This is a genomic window from Tistlia consotensis USBA 355 (assembly GCF_900177295.1).
Taxonomy (GTDB): Bacteria; Pseudomonadota; Alphaproteobacteria; order Kiloniellales; family DSM-21159; genus Tistlia; species Tistlia consotensis.
Window position 1 is genome coordinate 472,596 of record NZ_FWZX01000001.1, and the last position, 20,232, is coordinate 492,827.

At 72.3% G+C, this 20,232-nt stretch carries 23 protein-coding genes; 11 read left to right on the forward strand and 12 right to left on the reverse strand.

What is annotated here, in order from left to right; genetic code table 11:
- Positions 1 to 16 precede the first annotated feature (16 nt).
- The 5 genes from feoB to B9O00_RS02190 form a co-directional block, all read right to left on the reverse strand.
- A complete protein-coding gene (feoB, locus tag B9O00_RS02170; protein WP_085120776.1) occupies positions 17 to 1,900 on the reverse strand; it encodes a ferrous iron transporter B in 1,884 nt (627 codons plus the stop codon).
- A 2-nt stretch (positions 1,901 to 1,902) separates the two neighbouring features.
- Entirely contained in the window at positions 1,903 to 2,190 is a 288-nt protein-coding gene (locus tag B9O00_RS02175) for a FeoA family protein (protein ID WP_089229529.1), read from the reverse strand.
- 222 nt (positions 2,191 to 2,412) lie between these two features.
- A complete protein-coding gene (locus B9O00_RS02180) occupies positions 2,413 to 3,363 on the reverse strand; it encodes a prephenate/arogenate dehydrogenase family protein (protein WP_085120777.1) in 951 nt (316 codons plus the stop codon).
- Entirely contained in the window at positions 3,360 to 4,430 is a 1,071-nt protein-coding gene (gene hisC, locus B9O00_RS02185) for a histidinol-phosphate transaminase (protein WP_085120778.1), read from the reverse strand. The genes B9O00_RS02180 and hisC overlap by 4 nt, the downstream gene beginning before the upstream one ends.
- Before the next feature lies 1 nt (position 4,431).
- Positions 4,432 to 5,319, reverse strand: coding sequence for a chorismate mutase (locus B9O00_RS02190; RefSeq protein ID WP_085120779.1), 888 nt, complete (start codon positions 5,317 to 5,319; stop codon positions 4,432 to 4,434).
- A 215-nt stretch (positions 5,320 to 5,534) separates the two neighbouring features.
- On the opposite strand from B9O00_RS02190, the gene metX reads away from it, so the two are divergent.
- The 6 genes from metX to B9O00_RS02220 all read left to right on the forward strand — a co-directional run bounded on the left by metX (position 5,535) and on the right by B9O00_RS02220 (position 9,802).
- Positions 5,535 to 6,815 (forward strand): homoserine O-acetyltransferase MetX, encoded by a 1,281-nt coding sequence (metX, locus tag B9O00_RS02195; RefSeq protein WP_085120780.1) that lies wholly within the window; start codon positions 5,535 to 5,537, stop codon positions 6,813 to 6,815.
- The gene (metW, locus tag B9O00_RS02200) at positions 6,812 to 7,471 is read left to right on the forward strand and encodes a methionine biosynthesis protein MetW (RefSeq protein ID WP_085120781.1); all 660 of its coding nucleotides are present in this window, start codon (positions 6,812 to 6,814) and stop codon (positions 7,469 to 7,471) included. Before metX ends, metW begins: the two co-directional genes overlap by 4 nt.
- A gap of 132 nt (positions 7,472 to 7,603) precedes the next feature.
- Positions 7,604 to 8,221, forward strand: a complete 618-nt coding sequence (locus B9O00_RS02205; protein WP_085120782.1) for an EF-hand domain-containing protein — start codon at positions 7,604 to 7,606, stop codon at positions 8,219 to 8,221.
- Positions 8,222 to 8,256: 35 nt separating this feature from the next.
- Positions 8,257 to 8,868, forward strand: coding sequence for an RNA polymerase sigma factor (locus B9O00_RS02210; RefSeq protein ID WP_085121070.1), 612 nt, complete (start codon positions 8,257 to 8,259; stop codon positions 8,866 to 8,868).
- The gene (locus tag B9O00_RS02215) at positions 8,865 to 9,308 is read left to right on the forward strand and encodes a hypothetical protein (protein WP_085120783.1); all 444 of its coding nucleotides are present in this window, start codon (positions 8,865 to 8,867) and stop codon (positions 9,306 to 9,308) included. Before B9O00_RS02210 ends, B9O00_RS02215 begins: the two co-directional genes overlap by 4 nt.
- A complete protein-coding gene (locus B9O00_RS02220; RefSeq protein WP_085120784.1) occupies positions 9,305 to 9,802 on the forward strand; it encodes a periplasmic heavy metal sensor in 498 nt (165 codons plus the stop codon). Before B9O00_RS02215 ends, B9O00_RS02220 begins: the two co-directional genes overlap by 4 nt.
- A gap of 48 nt (positions 9,803 to 9,850) precedes the next feature.
- On the opposite strand, the gene B9O00_RS02225 is transcribed toward B9O00_RS02220, so the two are convergent.
- Positions 9,851 to 10,618: a class I SAM-dependent methyltransferase gene (locus tag B9O00_RS02225; protein WP_085120785.1), complete on the reverse strand. Its 768-nt coding sequence runs from the start codon at positions 10,616 to 10,618 to the stop codon at positions 9,851 to 9,853.
- Between the two features lie 66 nt (positions 10,619 to 10,684).
- Between B9O00_RS02225 and gloB the strand changes: the two genes are divergently transcribed.
- The 3 genes from gloB to B9O00_RS02240 are packed head-to-tail and all read left to right on the forward strand — an operon-like array spanning position 10,685 to position 12,533.
- On the forward strand, positions 10,685 to 11,455 hold the full coding sequence (gene gloB, locus B9O00_RS02230) for a hydroxyacylglutathione hydrolase (RefSeq protein ID WP_085120786.1): 771 nt from the start codon (positions 10,685 to 10,687) through the stop codon (positions 11,453 to 11,455).
- A 26-nt stretch (positions 11,456 to 11,481) separates the two neighbouring features.
- A complete protein-coding gene (locus B9O00_RS02235; RefSeq protein ID WP_235017013.1) occupies positions 11,482 to 12,090 on the forward strand; it encodes a glutathione S-transferase in 609 nt (202 codons plus the stop codon).
- On the forward strand, positions 12,090 to 12,533 hold the full coding sequence (locus B9O00_RS02240) for a cupin domain-containing protein (protein WP_085120787.1): 444 nt from the start codon (positions 12,090 to 12,092) through the stop codon (positions 12,531 to 12,533). The genes B9O00_RS02235 and B9O00_RS02240 overlap by 1 nt, the downstream gene beginning before the upstream one ends.
- A 7-nt stretch (positions 12,534 to 12,540) precedes the next feature.
- On the opposite strand, the gene B9O00_RS02245 is transcribed toward B9O00_RS02240, so the two are convergent.
- The 5 genes from B9O00_RS02245 to B9O00_RS33625 form a co-directional block, all read right to left on the reverse strand.
- Positions 12,541 to 12,954 (reverse strand): carboxymuconolactone decarboxylase family protein, encoded by a 414-nt coding sequence (locus tag B9O00_RS02245; RefSeq protein WP_085120788.1) that lies wholly within the window; start codon positions 12,952 to 12,954, stop codon positions 12,541 to 12,543.
- Between the two features lie 22 nt (positions 12,955 to 12,976).
- A complete protein-coding gene (gene phbB / locus B9O00_RS02250) occupies positions 12,977 to 13,702 on the reverse strand; it encodes an acetoacetyl-CoA reductase (RefSeq protein ID WP_085120789.1) in 726 nt (241 codons plus the stop codon).
- A gap of 179 nt (positions 13,703 to 13,881) precedes the next feature.
- The gene (locus tag B9O00_RS02255) at positions 13,882 to 15,054 is read right to left on the reverse strand and encodes an acetyl-CoA C-acetyltransferase (protein ID WP_085120790.1); all 1,173 of its coding nucleotides are present in this window, start codon (positions 15,052 to 15,054) and stop codon (positions 13,882 to 13,884) included.
- A 218-nt stretch (positions 15,055 to 15,272) separates the two neighbouring features.
- On the reverse strand, positions 15,273 to 16,397 hold the full coding sequence (locus tag B9O00_RS02260) for an alpha/beta fold hydrolase (RefSeq protein ID WP_218822766.1): 1,125 nt from the start codon (positions 16,395 to 16,397) through the stop codon (positions 15,273 to 15,275).
- Entirely contained in the window at positions 16,324 to 16,845 is a 522-nt protein-coding gene (locus B9O00_RS33625; RefSeq protein ID WP_218822767.1) for a hypothetical protein, read from the reverse strand. Before B9O00_RS33625 ends, B9O00_RS02260 begins: the two co-directional genes overlap by 74 nt.
- A 159-nt stretch (positions 16,846 to 17,004) precedes the next feature.
- On the opposite strand from B9O00_RS33625, the gene phaR reads away from it, so the two are divergent.
- Positions 17,005 to 17,622, forward strand: coding sequence for a polyhydroxyalkanoate synthesis repressor PhaR (gene phaR, locus B9O00_RS02265; protein ID WP_235017014.1), 618 nt, complete (start codon positions 17,005 to 17,007; stop codon positions 17,620 to 17,622).
- A 66-nt stretch (positions 17,623 to 17,688) separates the two neighbouring features.
- On the opposite strand, the gene B9O00_RS02270 is transcribed toward phaR, so the two are convergent.
- Positions 17,689 to 19,380, reverse strand: coding sequence for a putative bifunctional diguanylate cyclase/phosphodiesterase (locus tag B9O00_RS02270; protein WP_143596122.1), 1,692 nt, complete (start codon positions 19,378 to 19,380; stop codon positions 17,689 to 17,691).
- Positions 19,381 to 19,751: 371 nt separating this feature from the next.
- On the opposite strand from B9O00_RS02270, the gene B9O00_RS02275 reads away from it, so the two are divergent.
- Complete coding sequence (locus B9O00_RS02275; RefSeq protein ID WP_143596123.1) at positions 19,752 to 20,096, forward strand: hypothetical protein; 345 nt, start codon at positions 19,752 to 19,754, stop codon at positions 20,094 to 20,096.
- Positions 20,097 to 20,232: the final 136 nt, after the last annotated feature.

The window sequence follows — 20,232 nt, forward strand, 5'->3', positions numbered from 1 at the left end:
CGGCGCCCCGGCCCCCTCAGCCCGGCCAGAGCGAGGCCAGGCGGAAGACCAGGAAGGCGGCGCCGTAGGCCAGCGCCAGCATGTAGGCGAACAGGATCGTCGGCCAGAGCAGCGAGTTGGTCTCGCGCCGCACCACCGCCAGGGTCGAGGCGCACTGCGGCGCGAAGACGTACCAGGCGAGGAAGGCGAGCGCCGAGGCGAGCGACCACTGGCCGGCCAGCGCATGGGCCAGGGTGCCGCCGCCGACCTCGCCGCCCAGCGAATAGACCGTGCCGAGCACGCCGACCGCGACCTCGCGCGCCGCCATGCCGGGGATCAGCGCCACCGCCATCTGCCAGGAGAAGCCGATCGGCGCCAGCAGCGGATGGATGGCATGGCCGAGCAGCCCGGCGAGGCTGTAGTCGATCGCCGGCCCCGGGGCGCCGGGCGGCGGTGCCGGGAAGGAGCTGAGGAACCAGATCAGCACCATCATCGAGAAGATGATCGTGCCGGCGCGGCGCAGGAAGATCCGGGCGCGCAGGGTCAGGCCGCGCGCCACGTTGGCCGGGTCGGGCAGCTTGTAGGCCGGCAGCTCGATCAGGAAGGGCTCGGCGGCGCCGCGCCACAGCAGCCGGCGGATCACGAAGGCGACGGCCAGCGCGCTCAGGATGCCGGCGGCGTAGAGGCCGAACATCACCAGGCCCTGCAGGTTGGCGAAGCCCCAGACGAGACGCTCGGGAATGAAGGCCGAGATGATCAGGGTGTAGACCGGGATGCGCGCCGAGCAGGTCGTCAGGGGCGCGACCAGGATCGTCGTGAAGCGGTCGCGGCGGTTGTCGATGACCCGCGCCGACATGATGCCGGGAATCGCGCAGGCGAAGCTGGACAGCAGCGGGATGAAGGCGCGCCCGTGCAACCCCGCCGCGCCCATCAGGCGGTCCATCAGGAAGGCCGCGCGCGCCATGTAGCCGAAGTCTTCGAGCAGGATGATGAAGAAGAACAGGATCAGGATCTGCGGCAGGAAGACCAGCACGCTGCCGACGCCGGCGATCACGCCGTCGACCAGGAAGCTCTGCAGCAGGCCGGGCGGCAGCAGCTCGGCGAAGCCCCGGCCGAGCAGGCGGAAGCCGGCGTCGATCAGGTCCATCAGCGGCGTCGCCCAGCTGAACACCGCCTGGAACATCAGGAACAGGATGGCCAGCAGGATCAGCGTGCCGGCGACCGGGTGCAGCAGGACGCCGTCGAGCCGGCCGGTCCAGGTGTCCGGCCGGAGCGGCGGCTTGACGGTGAGCTTGAGGATGCGCTCGGCCTCGCGATGGGCGGCGCGGATCTCCTGCGCCGTCGGCTCGCGCCAGTCGTGCGCGGCGGCGTCCGGGCCGATCCGCTCGGCGAGCGCGTCGACCTCCTGCAGCACCGCCTCCAGCCCGCGCCGGCGCACCGCGACGGCGGTCACGATCGGCACGCCGAGCGCCTGCGACAGGCCCTCGCGGTCGATGCGGATGCCCTGGCGCTCGGCGATGTCGAACATGTTGAGCACCAGGACCATCGGCTGGCCGAGCTGCCTGAGCTCCATGACCAGGCGCAGGACCAGGCGCAGGTTGGTCGCGTCGGCGACGCAGACCAGGATGTCCGGCTGGGCCTCGCCGGCCAGGCGCCCGAGCACCACGTCGCGCGTCACCGCCTCGTCCGGGCTGCGGGCGCGCAGGGAATAGGTGCCGGGCAGGTCGACGATCTGCGCGCGCCGGCCGGCCGGCGTCAGCGCCAGGCCGGCCTTGCGCTCGACCGTGACGCCGGGGAAGTTGGCGACCTTCTGCCGGGCGCCGGTCAGCGCGTTGAACAGGGCCGTCTTGCCGCAGTTCGGATTGCCGACCAGCGCGACGCGCGGCGCCGTGCAGCAGGGCTCTTGGACGAGGCTGGCCATGGTCAGCGTGCGGCAGCCCCGCGCTCGTCCAGCGCGACCTGGACGGCGCTCGCCTCGCGCCGGCGCAGGGCGAGGCGCATGTCGTCGAGCTTGATCGCGATCGGGTCGCGGCCGACCAGTCCCTCGTGCAGGACCTGGAAGCGGGCGCCCTCGACGAAGCCCATCTCGAGCAGGCGCCGCTCGAGCTCGTCGTGCGGAATCGCGTGCCCCAGGCGCGCCGAGGCCGCGTCCGACGGGCCGATGCCCGTGATGACGCCCCGGTCCCCTTTCGACAGGTCGCTCAGACGCAAGGCAGCTGCCCCTCGCTCCGTACGGCCGGCAGGATCGGCCGGCTGTCATTCAACCCGATCGCGCGGAAGCCGCCCCTGATCCGGATCAAGGAAGCCGGCCGCGACGGCCGTCCCCCGCGCGCGGCAGGAAGATCGCATGCATGCAATCAATTCTCAATCGCAGAGGCACGGAAAGTCGGGCCGGACGCCGGGCAAGAGTGTCGCACCCCGCCGGAGCCGGCCTCAGCCCGCTTCGTCGTCCTTGTGCGGCTCGCGGGCGTCGAAGGTGCCGGCCTGGCCGAGCTGGATGACGCCGCGGCGGATCTCGCGGGTCCGCCGGAAGCGGTCCTCCAGGACCTCGGCCTCGCCCCAGCGGATGGCGCGCTGCAGGCGCGACAGGTCCTCGCCGAAGCGCTGCAGGATCTCCAGCACCGCCTCGCGGTTGTTGAGGAAGATGTCGCGCCACATGACGGGGTCGGAGCCGGCGATGCGGGTGAAGTCGCGGAAGCCGCCGGCGGCGAACTTGATGACCTCGCCGCGCTCGCTCTCGGCCAGGTCGTAGGCGGTGCCGACGATGGTATAGGAGATCAGGTGCGGCAGGTGGCTGGTCATCGCCAGCACCTTGTCGTGGTGCGCCGGCTCCATGGTCTCGACCCGCGACCCGCAGCGCCGCCACAGCTCGGCGACCCGGCCGACCGCCGCCTCGTCCGCCCCGGGCGGCGGGGTCAGCACGCAGTAGCGCTCCTCGAACAGGTCGGCGAAGCCGGCAGCCGGACCCGAATGCTCGGTGCCGGCGATCGGGTGGCCGGGCACGAAGTGCACGCCCTCGGGCAGCAGCGGCCCGACGTCGCGGATCACCGCCTGCTTGACCGAGCCGACGTCGGTGACGATGGCGCCGGGCTTGAGCCCCGGCAGCATCGCCTCGGCGACCGCCGCGTTGGCGCCGACCGGCACGCAGAGCACGACCAGGTCGGCATCCGCCACCGCCTCGGCCGGCTCGGCGTGGACGCTGTCGGTGAGGCGGAGACGCTCGATGACCTCGCGCGACTCGGCGCTGCGCGCGTAGCCCGCGAGCCTGCCGGCCAGGCCGTGGCGCCGGCAGGCCAGGGCCAGCGACGAGCCGATCAGGCCGACGCCGAGCAGCGCGACCTTGCCGAACAGCTCGGTCGCGCCGGTGCCGGACGCGGCCGTCATTGCCGGTAGCGTTCCAGCGCGTCGACGACGGCCTGCATCTCCTCGTCGGTGCCGAGGGTGATGCGCAGGTGGTCGGGCAGGCCGTAGGCGCCGACCGCGCGGACCAGCACGCCCTGGCTCTTCAGGAAGGCGGCGGCCCCCGGGGCGTCGCCGAAGCGGACCAGCACGAAGTTGCCGACGCTCGGCTCGGCACGCAGGTTGAGCCGCTGCAGCTGGCGCACGAACCAGGCATGGATGCGCGCGTTGTGGGCCCGGCTGCGCTCGACGTGGGTGGGGTCGTTGATCGCCGCGACGCCGGCGGCCAGGGCGGCGGCCGAGACGTTGAAGGGGCCGCGCACGCGGTTCAGCACGTCGATCACCTCGACCGGCCCGTAGGCCCAGCCGAGGCGCAGCGCCGCCAGGCCGTGGATCTTCGAGAAGGTGCGCAGCACCACGACGTTGGACAGGCGCTCGACCAGCGACAGGCCGTCGTCGTAGTCCGAGGCCTCGACGTACTCGGCATAGGCCGCGTCGATGACCAGCAGCACGTCGGCGGGCAGGCGCTCGGCGAAGCTGCGCACCGCCTCGTAGCCGAGGTAGCTGCCGGTCGGGTTGTTCGGGTTGGCCAGGAAGACCAGGCGCGTGCGCTCGGTGACCGCGGCGAGCAGGGCCTCGAGGTCGGCGGTCAGGTTCCGCTCCGGCGCCGTGACCGGCGTCGCGCCGACGGTGCGCGCCGAGATGCCGTACATCAGGAAGCCGTGGCGGCTGTAGAGCACCTCGTCGCCGGGGCCGGCATAGGCGCGCACCAGCAGCGAGATCAGCTCGTCGGAGCCGGCGCCGCAGACCAGGCGGTCGAGCGCCAGGTCGTAGCGCTTGGCGATCGCCTGGCGCAGGGCCAGCGCGCCGCCGTCGGGGTAGCGGTTCAGCTCGGCGGCCAGGGCCTTGTAGGCCTCGACGGCCTTCGGGCTGGCGCCGAGCGGGTTCTCGTTGGACGCCAGGCGGATCGGCTTCTCGCGGCCCTCGACCTTGGACTCGCCGCCGACGTAGGGCGCGATGTCGAGGATGCCCGGGCGGGGAATCAGGGTCATGTCAGCGCGCCTCCAGCTTGCTCGCGCTCTGCCAGTCGGCCAGGTCCTCGTCCTCGAAGGGCACGGCGTAGGCGCCGACCGCCGTCGCCCGCAGGATTCGGCTCTCGCTGGTGCCGGCGAGGCGTCCGAGCCGCTCGTCCTTGGGGTCGACGAAGCCTTCCAGCTCGATCAGGTAGAGCCAGCGGCTGTCGTCGTCGCGCCAGGCCGAGGTCTCGCGCAGGGTGAGGTCCGCCTTGGCCAGCCAGTCGCGCAGGGCGCTGCGGCTGATCTGCTCGGCGGTCTCCAGGATGACGTAGCTGCGGTCGTCGCCGCTGGCCTCGAGCGGCGACAGGGCGACCGCCAGGGCGGCGGTGCCGTCGGAGGCGCTGGGCGTCGCCGCGACCGCGAAGGGCAGGCGGGCGACGATGCGCGGCACGGTCTGGCCGTCGCGGCCGAGGAAGCGCCACCAGGGGTCGCTCTCGCCGTCGCCCGGCAGCGGCACCACGGCGATCGCGGCCTCGCCCTCGGCGACCGCATTGACCGCGCGCACCGGCGAGCCGAGCTCGAGGATCGGCGTCAGCACGCCGTACTGCTCGCGCGCCAGCGGCGCCAGGCGGTTGCCGCCGGCGACCGCAACCTTCAGGGGAATCTGCTGTGCCAGGGAAGCCGAGAAGATCTCGCGCCAGAGACGCACCAGGACGGCGCGCGGCAGCGAGCCGCGATGCCTGGCGACCAGGCGGCGCAGGATGACCGCCTCGCGGGCCGGCCGGACCGCGGGGCTGCCGGGCCCCTTGGTCATGCCGACGCGGCGCGAGACCTCGTTGCGGCGGATCAGCAGCTCCTGGAGGGCGTCGTCGATCTCGTCGATTTCGCGACGCAGGGCGTCGAGCGTCGCCGGTGCCTGTGCCATGGGATCGGTGATTGCTCGGGGTCCTGCGGGACGGGTGGACGACAGTGCCCGACCAGGGGCCGGGCGGCCGCTAGTGATAGTCCGGCAGCCGGTCGAAATCAAAGGGATCGTGGCGGGAGCGTGACAGAGCGCCTATCTCTGCTGGATCATTGACAGGCCGAAGCGGCGCCGCGCTTACTTGGCGCCCCCTTTTCGCAGGACCTCGCCGGAGCCCCATGACCAGCCAGGACACCCGCCCCGGGACCGCGGACCGGCCGGCCGCCGCCGGCGGAGCGGACTCGGCTGCGCGCAACGGCGCGCCGGCGGGCGAGCGGCACCTGCCGGGCGAGCAGGTCGTGCTGGCCGCCGGCAGCCCGATGCCGCTGGACAGCGGCGCCCAGCTCGGGCCCTTCACCGTCGCCTACCGGACCTACGGCACGCTCAACGCCGAGAAGTCGAACGCCGTGCTGGTCTGCCACGCGCTGACCGGCGACCAGTACATGGCCGAGCCGCACCCGGTGACCGGGCGGCCCGGCTGGTGGGAGGTCATGGTCGGCCCGGGACGGCCGCTCGACACCGAGCGCTTCTTCGTGATCTGCGCCAACGTGCTGGGCGGCTGCATGGGCACCACCGGTCCGCAGGACCTCGATCCGGCGACCGGCAAGCCCTGGGGCCCGACCTTCCCGGTCGTCACGATCGGCGACATGGTGCGGGCCCAGAAGCTGCTGGTCGACCATCTGGGCATCGCGCGGCTGTTCGCCGTGGTCGGCGGCTCGATGGGCGGCATGCAGGTGCTCGAGTGGGCCGCCCGCTACCCGGAGCGGGTGCTGGCCGCGGTGCCGATCGCCACGGCCGCCTACCACACCGCCCAGAACATCGCCTTCCACGAGGTCGGCCGCCAGGCGATCATGGCCGATCCCGACTGGGACGAGGGCTGGTACCAGCTGTCCGGCAAGACGCCGCGCCGCGGCATGGCGGTGGCGCGCATGACCGCCCATGTCACCTACCTCTCGGAGCAGGCGCTGCACCGCAAGTTCGGCCGCCGCCTGCAGGACCGGCAGAAGCCCTCCTTCGGCTTCGACGCCGACTTCCAGGTCGAGAGCTACCTGCGCCACCAGGGCTCCAGCTTCGTCGACCGCTTCGACGCCAACTCCTACCTCTACATCACCCGGGCGATGGACTACTTCGACCTGGCCGCCGAGCACGGCGGCGTGCTGGCCGACGCCTTCCGCCGGTCGCCGGTGCGCTTCTGCGTGATGTCCTTCACCAGCGACTGGCTGTTCCCGACCAGCGAGGCCAAGCGCATCGTCCATGCCCTCAACTCGGTCGCCGCCGACGTCTCCTTCGTCGAGTGCGACAGCGACAAGGGCCACGACGCCTTCCTGCTGATCGAGCCGGAGTTCCACGAGACGCTGAACGGCTTCCTCAACGGCTGCTGCGAGGGGCTCGGCCTGCCGCAGGGCCAGCTGCGGCCGCTCGACCAGTCCCACGACCCGACCCGGGACCGCGTCACGTGAGCCCGCTCGACTCCCCGGCCCTGCGCGCCAAGAACGCCGGCAAGCGCGCCGACATCCGCGCCGACCTGCTGCTGATCGCCGACATGATCGAGCCGGGCAGCCGGGTGCTCGACGTCGGCTGCGGCGACGGCGTGCTGCTCGACTACCTGATCCACTTCCGGCAGGTCACCGGCCGCGGCCTTGAGCTCAGTCAGGAAGGCGTCAACGCCTGCGTGTCCCACGGCCTGTCGGTGATCCAGGGCGACGCCGACCTCGACCTCGCCGACTATCCCGACGGCACCTTCGACTACGTCGTGCTGTCGCGCACCCTGCAGGCCACCCAGAACCCGCGCGAGGTGCTGGAGCACCTGGTCAGGATCGGCACGCGCGCCGTCGTCTCCTTCCCCAACTTCGGCTACTGGCGGATCCGCTGGGCGCTGCTGACCCGCGGGCGCATGCCGGTGACACGCTCCCTGCCGGACCCCTGGTGGGAGACGCCGAACATCCATCTCTGCACGATCCGTGACTTCCTGGAGCTCTGCGAGGCCGGCGGCATCGCCATCGAGCGGGCGTTGACCATCGGCGCCGACAACCGCGCCGAGCCGATCGGCTCGATGCGCCGGGCCAACCTGCTCGGCCAGGACGGGCTGTTCCTGCTGCGCCGGGCCGACCGCTAGCCTCTGCGCGGCGCCGGCCGGCGCCGGACCATCCGATCACGAGCCGCGACGGGAACGCCGCGCTGGGGCGTTAGAGGGGCAAGGTCGACCGAAACCACTCCCCCTCAAGGACCCCAGTCGGAGAATCCTTTGATGAAGAAGCTTACCTTCAGCCTGCTCGGCGCGACGGCCCTGGTCGGCGGTCTGGCCGTTGCGGCGCTCGCCCAGAACGCCATGCCCGGACCGATGCCCGGCGCGATGGACGGCCCCGGCGGCCGCCACGGCCCGCGCATCATGGAGCTGTTCAAGCAGATCGACGCCAACGGCGACGGCCAGATCGACAAGGCCGAGGCCGAGGCCTTCCGCGCGGCGCGCTTCGCCGAGGCCGATACCAACGGCGACGGCAAGGTGACGCCGCAGGAGCTGGCCGACTTCCACGCCCGCATGGCCGAGCAGCGCGCGACCGACGAGTTCAAGCGGCTCGACGCCGACGGCAACGGCGAGATCTCCGAGCAGGAGTTCGTCAAGGCCAAGCTGGCGCGCATGCAGACCCGCATGAACGACGAGCGCGGCCGCGACCGGGCGGCCATCCACTTCGCCCGGATGGACGCCAACCACGACGGCGTGCTGGAGCCGGACGAGCTGGGCGCGCGCGGCATGAAGCTGTTCGCCAGGCTCGACAGCAACGGTGACGGCGTCGTAACCCAGGCGGAGGCCCAGCAGGCGATGGCGGACTTCCGCGAGCATCGGCACGGCGACCGCAAGGAGTAGGGCCGGCGCCTCGCAACCACCGGACCGGAGACGGCATGGCCATCGGACTAGCCGAGACTGCGCCGCCAAGCGGCGCGGAAGCGGATGCCGCCCTGGTCCGGGCGGTTGCGGCAGGCGACGCGCGTGCCTGCCGCGACCTGCTGGAACGCCATCTGGACCGCGTCATCGGCCTCGCCTACCGCCTGCTCGGCGAGCGCTCGGCGGCCGAGGACGTCGCCCAGGACACCTTCCTCAGGCTGTGGTCGCGCGCCGCCGCCTGGCGTCCCGACGCGCGGCTCGACACCTGGCTCTACACCGTGGCGCGCAACCTCTGCCTGGACCGCCTGCGCAAGGCCGGGCGCGAGATCGACGCGCCGCTGCCCGAGCTGCCCGACCCGGCGCCGAGCGCCGAGCGACTGATCGACGAGGCGCGCACCGCGCGCCGGGTGGCCGAGGAGATCGCCGCGCTGCCGGAGCGCCAGCGCAGCGCGATCAGCCTGGTCCACGAAGAGGGCCTCAGCAACATCGACGCCGCCGCGATCCTCGGGGTCAGCGTCGAAGCCCTGGAATCCCTGCTCGCCCGGGCCCGCCGGCGCCTGCGCGAGCGTCTGACCGAGACCGGCGAGGTTTCCGGTGGCGGCCGCGCCGCGGCTGGAGGAGCCCCATGAGCAAGACCATGACGATGACCGAAGCCCGTCTCAGGGAACTGTTGGACTGCTACGGCGCCGAGGAGCGGCGCTGGCCGGAGGCCGAGCGAGCGGCGGCCCGGTCGCTGCTGACGCAGCACCCGGATCTCGACGCCGAGCGGAGCCGGGCGGCGGCGCTCGACCGCCTGCTCGCGCAGGCCGAGCGGCCGCGCGCCTCGGGGGCGCTGATCGGCCGGCTGGTCGAGGCGGCGCCGCGCGGCCGAAGGCGCTGGCTCACCGACCTCTGGCCGTTCGGCCCGGCCTGGCAGCCGGCCTTCGGCCTGGCGCTGGCGCTGCTGCTCGGCCTGGCCAGCGGGCCGCTGCTGCCGCAGAGCGATACGACCCAGACGGTGACCCAGGATTCGAGCCAGGAGATCGCGGTGCTGCTGGCCACGCCGGTCTATGCGGAGGACAGCCTATGAGCCGCTCGCAGAAGCTGCTGGCGCTGGCCCTGGCGGTGTCGGTGGCGATCAACCTCTTCGTCGCCGGCGCCGTGGTGTCGCGCCACTTCTTCGGCCCGCCGCCGCACGGCGACTGGGCCTCGAAGAAGGAAGCCGTCGAGGTCCTGCCGGAGGCCGAGCGCAAGCGCATCGAGCAGATCTGGGAGAGCGGCCGCGACACGGTCCGACAGGACTTCCGGGCGATGCGTGCGGCGCGCCAGCGCTATCGCGAGATCCTGACCGCCGAGACCTTCGATCCGGCCGCGGCCCAGGCCGTGCTCGACCAGCTCTACGCCAAGCGCGCCGAGGTGCGCGAGACGATGGAGCAGAAGATCATGGCGATCGCGACCAGCCTGCCGGCCGATCAGCGGCAGGCCTACTTCAAGGCCTTCTTCGCCGGCGAGGCGCGGCGCGACAAGGAATGGGCCAAGCACGACCGCGACGATGACGACCGGCCGCCGCCGCCGCCGGAGTAATCAGGCGCCGGAGTAATCAGGCGCCGGAGTGGTCAGGCGCCGGAGTGGTCAGGCCGCGCCCTCGTCGTCGAGGTCGCGGCGCGCCGCCGCCGGGCCGACCAGCTGCGGGAAGGCGACGACCGTGTGCCGGCGCCGCCGCTCGGCGGCGCGCAGCGGCAGCCCGCCGTAGAGCTGCTTCGAGGCCTCGACCAGGTGGACGCCGGCGAAGTGCGGGAACCACTGGGCACCGATCCGCTCCCAGGCCGGTGCGGCGCGCAGCAGCCAGCGCGAGCGGGTCGGCGGGATGTAGAGCGCGCCCTGGCGCCTGAGCGGCGTGAACAGGTGGTCGCGCAGCACCCGGGTCAGCTGGCCGGGGCTGTAGGGATGGCCGTGGCCGAAGGGCGTGCGCTCGAGCTGGGCCCAGAGGCTGCGCCGGTTCGGCACGACGACCAGCAGGCGGCCCTCGCCCTTCAGCACCCGCCAGACCTCCTTCAGCATGTCGTGCAGGTAGTCGCCCTGCTCCAGGCCGTGGACCAGCAGCACCCGGTCGACCGAGACGTCGGGCAGCGGCAGCTCGGTCTCGTCGACCAAGCCGACGACGAAGGGCCCCTCGGGCGGCCAGTGCACGCAGCCCTGTCCGGCCGGCATCAGCGCGATGGTCGTCGCCGCCTCCTCGCGGAAGGTGCGCAGGTAGGGCGTGGCATGGCCGAGGCCGAGCAGCGTGTCGCCGCTGACGTCGGGCCAGAGCTGGCGCAGCGCGCGCCGGATCAGGTGGCGCGCGACCTGTCCGGTGCGGCCCTCGTAGAACTCCCGCAGCTCGACGGCGTCGCTCCACATGCCGTCCCAATATAGCACGCGATGGCCGGACTTCACCGGCCGGAGGGCGGGTGCTACCTTCCCGCCATGGCCGAGCTCGACATCCACCAGATCCCCGTCCTCAACGACAACTACGTCTACCTGGCGCGCTGCCGGGCGACCGGCATGACGGCCGTCGTCGACCCGGCGGTCGCGGGCCCGGTGCTCGCCGAGGCCGGGCGGCTGGGCTGGACGATCACCCACATCCTCAACACCCACCACCACGGCGACCACGTCGGCGGCAACCGCGAGATCGTGGCGTCGACCGGCTGCACGGTGGTCGGCCCGCGCGCCGACCGCGATCGCATCCCCGGCATCTCGGTGGCGGTCGACGAGGGCGACGTCTACCGGCTCGGCGAGTGCGAGGCGAAGGTCTTCTTCGTGCCCGGCCACACCCGGGGCCACATCGCCTACTGGTTCCCGGAGTCCAACGCCCTGTTCTGCGGCGACACGCTCTTCGCGCTGGGCTGCGGGCGGCTGTTCGAGGGCACGCCGGAGCAGATGTGGCGCTCGCTCTCCAAGCTGCGCACCCTGCCGCCCGAGACCCGGGTCTACTGCGCCCACGAGTACACCCAGGCCAACGCCCGCTTCGCGCTGTCGGTCGACGGCGGCAACGCGGCGCTCAAGGCCCGCGCCGAGGAGATCGACGCGGCGCGCGCCGCCGGGCGGCCGACCGTGCCCTCGCTGCTGGAGCTCGAGCGCCGGACCAACCCCTTCCTGCGCGCCGACGAGCCGGCCCTGGCGGCCGCCGTCGGTTTGGCCGGCAAGGATCCGGTCGCGGTCTTCGCCGAAGTCCGGCACCGCAAGGACGTCTTCTGACCCCCCGACCGAGGAACCGACATCCCGTGAGCCTGAAGCTGCGCCACGCGCCGACCTCCCCCTACGTCCGCAAGGCCATGGTGCTGGCGCAGGAGACCGGGCTCGCGCCCCGGATCGAGCTGGTGCCGACCGACGTCTGGTCCGCCGACACCGACATCCAGACCGACAATCCGCTCGGCAAGGTGCCGGCGCTGGCGACGCCCGACGGCACGCTCTGCGATTCGCCGCTGATCTGCGAGTACCTCGATGGCCTGCACGACGGCCGGCGCTTCGTCCCGGAGGCCGGGCCGGCGCGCTGGCGCGCCCTGCGCCTGGAGGCGCTCGGCGACGGCGTCCTGGACGCTGCGGTCGGCACGGTCATCGAGACGCTGCGCCGGCCGGCCGACAAGGTCTGGGACGGCAACGTCCAGCGTCAGGCCGGCAAGATCCGCGCCGCCCTCGACGGCCTGGAGCGGGAAGCCGCCGGCTTCGGCGCGCTCGAGGACGTCGGCGAGATCACCGTCGCCTGCGCGCTCGGCTACCTGGACTTCCGCCTGCCGGAGCTGGCCTGGCGCGAGGGTCGCCCGGCGCTCGCGGCCTGGTACGAGACGGTCGCCAAACGCCCTTCCATGACCGCGACGGCGCCGGGGACCTGATGCTCGACGCCGCCAAGGTCATCGCCCAGCTCGGTCTCCGGCCGCATCCCGAGGGCGGCCACTTCCGCGAGACCTACCGCCATAGCGACCCCTTCGGCGGCCGCGGCCTGATGACCGCGATCTACTATCTGCTGGCGGCCGGCGAGTACTCGCACTGGCACCGGGTCGACGCGGTCGAGATCTGGCACTGGTACGCCGGCGCGCCGCTCTCCCTGACGCTCAGCGAGAACGGCCAGGACGCGGTGGCGCATCGGCTCGGCCCCGACGTCCTGTCCCAGCAGCGCCCGCAGCTGATCGTGCCGCCGGGTGCCTGGCAGACCGCCGAGAGCCTGGGCGCCTGGACCCTGGTCGGCTGCACCGTGGCGCCGGCCTTCGAGTTCGGCGGCTTCGAGCTGGCGCCGCCCGACTGGTTCCCCGGCCCCTCGCTGGGCGAGGAGGAATAGCGGCCGCTCAGCCCCTGCCGCCGCCCTCGAAGCGCGCGTCGAGCGGGACCTGCCAGGCCGTCACCAGGGCGTTCGTCTCGTTGGCCATGCCGACGACCGCGGTCAGCTCGGCGAGCTGCGCGTCCGTCAGGCCCTTGGCGCGCGCCGCGGCGGTGTGGCTGTTGATGCAGTAGGTGCAGCCGTTGGTGATGGAGACAGCTATATAAAGCATCTCCTTTATCAAAGGATCGAGCGCCCCCGGCGCCATGACCTGGCGCAGCGAATCCCAGGTCCGGCGCAGGGTCACCGGATCGTTGGCCAGCACCTTCCAGAAGTCGTTGATCCAGTCGGTGCCGCGCGCCGTCATGATCTCGTCGTAGACGGCGCGCACCTCGGGGCCGGCCGCCTCATACTCGACCGGCGGCAGCAGGGGCTTGCTCATGTCGCCTCTCGCGCTCCGGGCCTCAGCACATGTACTGCCCGCCGTTGACCGTCAGGGTCGAGCCGGTGATGAAGCCGGCATCGTCGCTGGCCAGGAAGACGACGCAGCGCGCGATCTCCTCGGGCTCGCCGAGCCGGCCGACCGGGATCTGCGGCAGCACCTTGCTCTTCAGCACCTCCTCGGGCACGGCGCGCACCATCTCGGTGCCGATGTAGCCCGGCGCGATGGCGTTGACCGTGATGCCCTTGGCCGCGTTCTCCAGCGCCAGCGCCTTGGTGAAGCCGATCATGCCGGCCTTGGCGGCGGCGTAGTTGGTCTGGCCGAACTGGCCCTTCTGGCCGTTGATCGAGGTGACGCCGATGACCCGGCCGAAGCCGCGGTCGCGCATGCCCTCGATGACGTTGCGGGTCATGTTGAACAGCGAGTCGAGGTTGGTCGAGACGACCGCGCTCCACTGCTCGGCGGTCATCTTGTGCAGCGTCGTGTCGCGGGTGATGCCGGCGTTGTTGACCAGCACCTCGACCGGGCCGAGCTCGGCCTCGACGGCCGCGATGCCGCGCTTGCAGGAGTCGAAGTCGCAGACGTTCCACTTGAAGACCGGGACGCCGGCCTCGTCGCGGAAGCGGTGGGCGGCCTCGTCGTTGCCCGCGTAGTTGGCCGCGACCTTGTAGCCGGCCGCCTTCAGGCCGGTCGAGATCGCCGCGCCGATGCCGCGCGTGCCTCCCGTCACCAGAGCAACGCGTGCCATGCTGTCCTCCCTGCTGGTTGGCCGGTCGCGCGCGGTCTCGTGCCACGCTCCAAAGTTATGAAAACATGTATGGTCGAAGCGACCAAGGGGCCTTGCGACAGGTCAATCGCCGGAAGCCGAAAAGAAAAAGGGGCCGGCCCCGCCGGGCCGGCCCCTGCAATGCCCACGGTGGCGCCGGGTCAGCGCTCGACGCACATGGCGATGCCCATGCCGCCGCCGATGCACAGGGTCGCGAGGCCCTTCCTGGCGTCGCGCTTCTGCATCTCATGGAGCAGGGTGACCAGGATGCGGCCGCCCGAGGCGCCGATCGGATGGCCGATGGCGATGGCGCCGCCGTTGACGTTGACCTTGGCCGGGTCGAAGCCGAGATCCTTCGTGACGCAGAGCGACTGGGCAGCGAAGGCCTCGTTCGCCTCGATCAGGTCGAGGTCGTCGACCGTCCAGCCGGCCTTCTCCAGCGCCTTGCGGGTCGCCGGGATCGGCCCGGAGCCCATGATCGCCGGATCGACGCCGGCGGTCGCCCAGGAGACGATGCGCGCCAGCGGCGCGATGCCGCGCGCCGAGGCGTCGGCCTCGCTCATCAGCACGATCGCAGCGGCGCCGTCGTTGATGCCGCTGGCGTTGCCGGCGGTCACCGTGCCCTCCTTGTCGAAGGCCGGCCGCAGCTTCGCCAGGGTCTCGACCGTCGTGCCGTGCTTGGGATACTCGTCGGCCTCGACCACCGTGTCGCCGCGCCGGCCCTTGATCGTCACCGGCACGATCTCGTCCTTGAAGCGGCCGGCCTTCTGCGCGGCCTCGGCCTTCTGCTGCGAGGCGGCGGCGAAGGCGTCCTGCTCGTCGCGGGTGATCTGCCACTGCTTGGCGATGTTCTCGGCGGTGTTGCCCATGTGGTAGCCGTTGAAGGCATCCCACAGGCCGTCCTTGATCATCGTGTCGATGAACTTGACGTCGCCCATCTTGTGGCCGTCGCGCAGGTGCGCGCAGTGCGGCGCCTGGCTCATCGACTCCTGGCCGCCGGCGACGATGATCCTGGCGTCGCCGGTCTTGATCGCCTGGTAGCCGAGCGCAACCGAGCGCAGGCCGGAGCCGCACAGCTGGTTGATCTGCATCGCCGTCGCTTCCTTCGGGATGCCGGCGCCCATCGCCGCCTGGCGGGCCGGGTTCTGGCCGGCACCGGCGATCAGGATCTGGCCGAGGATGGCCTCGTCGACCTCCTTGCCCTCGATCCTGGCGCGCTTGAGGGCCTCCTCGATGGCGACGGTGCCGAGATAGGACGCCGGCACGCTGGACAGGCCGCCGTTGAAGGCGCCGACCGGCGTGCGCACGGCGGCGGCGATGACGATGTCGGTCATGGTCTGGTCGTTCCTCCTCGTGGTTCCCCGGGCGCCCCGGCCCGCTGCTCGGATCTGCCTCTGCCGCCTGAAGGGCGGACTGTCGGGTCTTGATGTGGGCCTCCGGCCAGCGCAGGCCAACGACTTTTCGCTGCGCCGCAATAAGGCTCCGGCAGCTTAGCCCCCTGCCTTGATCTGGCGCAAGCGAGGCGGCCCGCGGCGGGCCGGCGCAGCGCCTCTCAGGCTTGCGCGGAGAGCCAGTCGGCGAGCGGCCGCCAGACCGCCTCGGGGGCGCCGCCGCTGACCACCATGCCGATGTGGCCGGTCGCCGGGCGGCGGATCTCGGCGCCGGGAATCGCCTCGCCGAGCGCCAGGGCCGAGGCCGGCGGCACGATGCGGTCCTGGGCCGGCACCAGCACCAGGCTCGGCAGCTCGACGGCGGCGGGCTCGACCGGCCGCCCGGCGATCCGCCAGAGGCCGCGCGCCGGCGTGTTCTCGCCGTACCAGCCGCCGAGGCACTCGCGCGCGACCGGGGCGGCCAGCGGCACGCCGTCGTTCAGCCAGTCCTCGAGGGCGACGAAGTCCTCGGCGCGCCGGCCGTCCGGATCGAGCCGGGCGAAGGCCAGGAACTTGCGCACGCCGAGTTCGGGATCGAGGCTGGCGAAGAGCGCCTGGATGGCGTCGACCGGCAGCTCGCCGAACAGGTCGAGCGCCGGCGCGCAGCCGAGCACGGCGGCACGGCCGAGCGGGCCGTGCAGCGTGCTGCCGGCATGGAAGTCCCAGGGCGTCGCCAGCAGCGCCAGGCCGGCGAGGTCGCGCTGCCGGCGCTGGGCCAGGGCCAGGGCGAGCAGCCCGCCCATGCAGTAGCCGAGCAGCAGCGGCGCGCGCCCGCTGACCTCCAGCACGGCGTCGAGCGCGCCGTCCAGCGTGCCGGCGACGTAGTCCGTCAGGGTGAACTGGCGCCGCTCCGCGTCGGGCGCGCCCCAGTCGAGCAGCAGCGGCCGGAAGCCGGCACCGGCCAGCCAGCGCAGCAGGCTGCGGCGCTCCGACAGGTCGAGCACGTAGGCGCGGTTGATCAGGGACGGCACGACCAGCAGCGGCGGCCCGTCGCGGCGGTCTGCCGATCCGCCGGCCGCGCCGTAGTCGAGCAGCCGCGCCGGGCCGTCGGCCCAGAGCGTCGGCGGATCCGTCAGGCGGCGGCGATAGGGGTGGCGGCGGTAGCGTTCGATCGCCTCGACGAGGCTCCGGCCGCGCGCCGAGATCGCCCGGTCGAGCGCGGCGCCGAAGCGCTCAGGATCGACGTCGCCGAGGCTTTGCCGCAGCTCGGCGCTGCGCTCCGCCAGGGCCCTCGGCAGCGGACCCACCGGCGGGCTCGCCGCCGCGTCCTGCGTCGACCTGCCGTTCGAGGGCGGCGAGCCGCCGCTCCACAGCGGCCAGGCGGCGCGCGAGGCGATCCAGGTCGCCGCCGCCACGCTGAGATGCAGCGGCAGCGGCCGCGGCCCCTGCCTCGGCCCCTGCCTCGGCGGCACCCTCGCCTGCTCCTGCCGCGTCTGACCCGCCTTCGCCCGCACGCCCGCCCGTCCCGTCCTTCCCGTCCCTGGCCGCGCCGCCGGCGGCCGCGCGCAGCGCCTCGGCGGCCAGCGCGCCCTGCCAGGCGGTCCAGGCCGCCATCATGCCGCCGGCGCCGCCCATCCCGGCCTCCATCAGGCGACGCAGCGCGTCGCCGAAGCCGGGATCGGCGGCGAGCGCGCTGACCTGGTCCTGCCAGAGATCCAGGTAGCGCTGCGCCAGCTCGTCGAGGTCGTCATCCACGGCGGCGACTATAGGCCGCGCCCCCGAGGCCGGCCAAGTCCCGCCATGCTGCACTCATGCTGCGCACAATGGCCGCCGCAGCGCTATCGTTGACAGCGAAGAATGCAGCGCAGCATTATCGCGGTTCCAGGGGTCGCCCTGCCGCGCGAGGACCAAGTAGTGGCCGTAAAGAACGGAACGGGCGGCGAACAGGCCGCCATCACGATCAAGAAATACGCCAACCGCCGGCTCTACAATACGGCGACCAGCAGCTACGTGACGCTGGACCATCTCTGCCAGATGGTGAAGGACGGGGTCGAGTTCGTCGTCTACGACGCTAAGACCGGCGACGACATCACGCGCCAGGTCCTGACCCAGATCATCGTCGAGGAGGAGGCCAAGGGCGAGAACCTGCTGCCGATCTCGTTCCTGCGCCAGCTGATCTCCTTCTACGGCCACGGCCTGCAGTGGATGGTGCCGAGCTATCTCGACCACATGATGAACGGCTTCGCCGAGAACCAGGAGAAGATGGCCAAGGCGATGCAGGACACGATGGGCGGCGTGTTCGGCTTCGGCAACTTCGAGGAGCTCGGCAAGCAGAACATGCAGCTGCTCGAACGCACCATGCGCATGTTCACGCCCTTCGGCGGCGCCCAGGGCAAGGGCGCCGAGCCCGGCAAGGCCGGCGAGGCGCCGACGCCGGCGGCCAGCGCCGAGGCCCAGCTCGAGAACCTGAAGCGCCAGGTCGACCTGCTGCAGAGCCAGCTCGAGACCCTGTCCCGCAAGGACAAGGACTAGCCGCTCGCGGCCGCCACTGGCCGACCGCATCCGGAAGGAAGGAAAGGCCGCGCCGCGGCGTCGGGCTCAGCCGGCGACGATGCTGGGCGAGCCTGCGAGGCCGTCGGGCCGGGCGCGACGCGCCGTCGCGACGCCGGGGGCGGCTCGCCAGGGCGGCAGCATCTCCGGCCGCCCGAAGTGGTAGCCCTGCAGCAAGTCGACGCCCTCGTCGGCCAGGAACTCCGCCTCCTCGGCGGTCTCCACGCACTCGGCGACCGTACGCAGGTTGAAGGCCTTCGCCAGGCTCAGCAGGTTGCGCACGAACAGCTGGTTCTGCGGCGAGTCGAGCACGCCGCGCACGAAGGAGCCGTCGATCTTGACGATGTCGACGGTCAGCGCCTTGAGGTGCCGGAAGGTGGTGTAGCCGGCGCCGAAATCGTCGATCGCGACCTGGCAGCCGAGCTCCCGCACCGCCTGGACGAAGCGTGCGGTGTCCTCGACGTCGTGCAGCGCGGCGGTCTCGGTGATCTCGACGATCAGCCGGCGGGCGAGGTCCGAGCGGCCGCGCAGGCGGGCGTTGAGCGCGCGCAGCCAGGAGCGGTCGGCGGCGGTCAGGCCCGAGATGTTGATGCCGAGACGGACGTCCTCGACCGCGGTCAGCTCCTCGAGCGCGAGGTCGAGCACGTAGCGGTCGATCGCGCGCATCAGGCCCAGCTGCTCGACGACCGGGATGAAGCTCGCGGCCGGCACCAGGCGGCCGTCGGTCGCCCTCATGCGCACCAGGCATTCGTAGTAGTCGACCGATCCGCCGTCGGCGGCGACGATCGGCTGGAAGGCCAGCTGCAGGCGGCCCTCCTTGAGGGCCGTCTTGACCTGCTCGCCGATCTCCATGGCGTCCCGGAAGCCGCGCTCCTGCTCCTCGGTCAGCTCGTAGAGCGCCGCGCAGTCGCGGCCCGCCGTCTTGGCCTTGAGCAGCGCGCCCTCAGCGCGGGCGATGGCGTCGAGCGCGGTGTGCGCCTGCCCGGGGAACAGCAGGATGCCGGTCGAGACCGAGACGTGGATCGGCCCGGCCGCGGTGTCGACGGCGCTGCGCCGCACGACGGTGAGGATGCGCTCGGCGGTGTGCAGCGCCTCGGCCGCGGTGCAGCCGTTGAGCACGACGCCGAAGCGGTCCCCGCCGAGCCGTCCGACGACGTCGTTGGTGCGCAGGCAGCGGTCGAGGCGCCGGCCGATCTCGACCAGCACGCCGTCGCCGAGCTCGGAGCCGTAGGCGCGGTTGATCCGGTCGAGCGAATCGATGCCGACCGCAAGGAAGGCGCCGGAGCGTCGCGCGCGCAGGGCGTCGGCCAGGGCGTACTCCAGGGCCTCGCGCAGGCGCAGCTTGTTGAAATGGCCGGTCAGCTCGTCGAAGTTCGCCAGGTACTCCAGCCGCGCCTCGTTGAGCTTGCGCCGGGTGATCCGGCGCAGGGTGCCGTGCACCCGCAGCGGCTCGCCGGTGCCGTCGCGCTCGACCTGGCCGCGGTCGTGGACCCAGTTGAACTCGCCGCTGTCGGCGCGCACGCGGTACTCGACATCGTAGTCGTCGCCGCCGGCGAAATGCTCGGCCAGAACGCGACTGCGGCGCGACTGGTCCTCGGCGTTGATGCGCTCGGCGAAGGACTTGCCGTCGAGCGGCGTCCGGCGCCTGGCGCGACCGAACAGCTGCTCGGTCTCGCCGCCCCAGGCGATGCGGTCGGTCGCGAGGTCCCATTGGTAGACGAGATCGCCGGCCGCGGTCACAGCCGCACGCCAGAGACCTTCCGTCTCCTCCCCTCGCACCGTCGCTTCCACAGGCGGCAAGATTGCTGGACTCCTACCTGGCACGGCCGTCCGACCGGTCGTCGAGCGCACGTCCTGGCGCGACGCGATCAGGCGATCCCAGCGGCAGGATCGGTCGCAAGCCCTTAAAAATCGATGAAAGCAGCCGCGGCGAATCCAATGGGATTCACACGACAAACGTTGAGCGGGCCGAAGATGCAGGAAGTCTTAATCACTATGGTTAACAAGTCGTTTTGTCGCGCATTTGAGCTTGTTTTGGCACGAAAGGCTCCCTATGGTCTTGTGGTGAGGGCGATACCGTCCCTCCCAGCGTGGCGATTGATGATCTTCCGGTGACCAGCGTTCCGCCAGTCTCGGTTCCAGCCAGCGGTGTGTCGGCACGCCCGACCGCCGGCTTCGTCGATTCCCCGCGCCGCCGCCTCGTCGAAGGCCCCCAGGCGCCCCGCGACCAGAGGCCGGAGGACAGCCGGCGCGAGCAGCGCGACGGACGGTCGGCGCCGCCGACCACCCAGGCGGTCCTGACCCTGCTGCCGTCCGACGCGGCGCCGTCGCGGCGCGCCGCCGACGCCGGCAGCCTGCGGACGCCGCAGCAGGAGGCCAGCGAGGCCTATCGCAAGGCCGGCGCGGAGCCGCCGCGCTACGGCGAGGAGCCGCGGATCTTCTCGGTTACCGCCTGATCCGCCTCCGCCTTCGGGCAGCTCCCGTCCCCTCCCGGCAGCGTGACGACGCGGGTGTGGCACCGGCGGTTGGCCGCTGCTAGCCTTGCCGCCCGTTCCTCTGGATCATGGCGGCCCGGGATCGAGTCGATCCGAA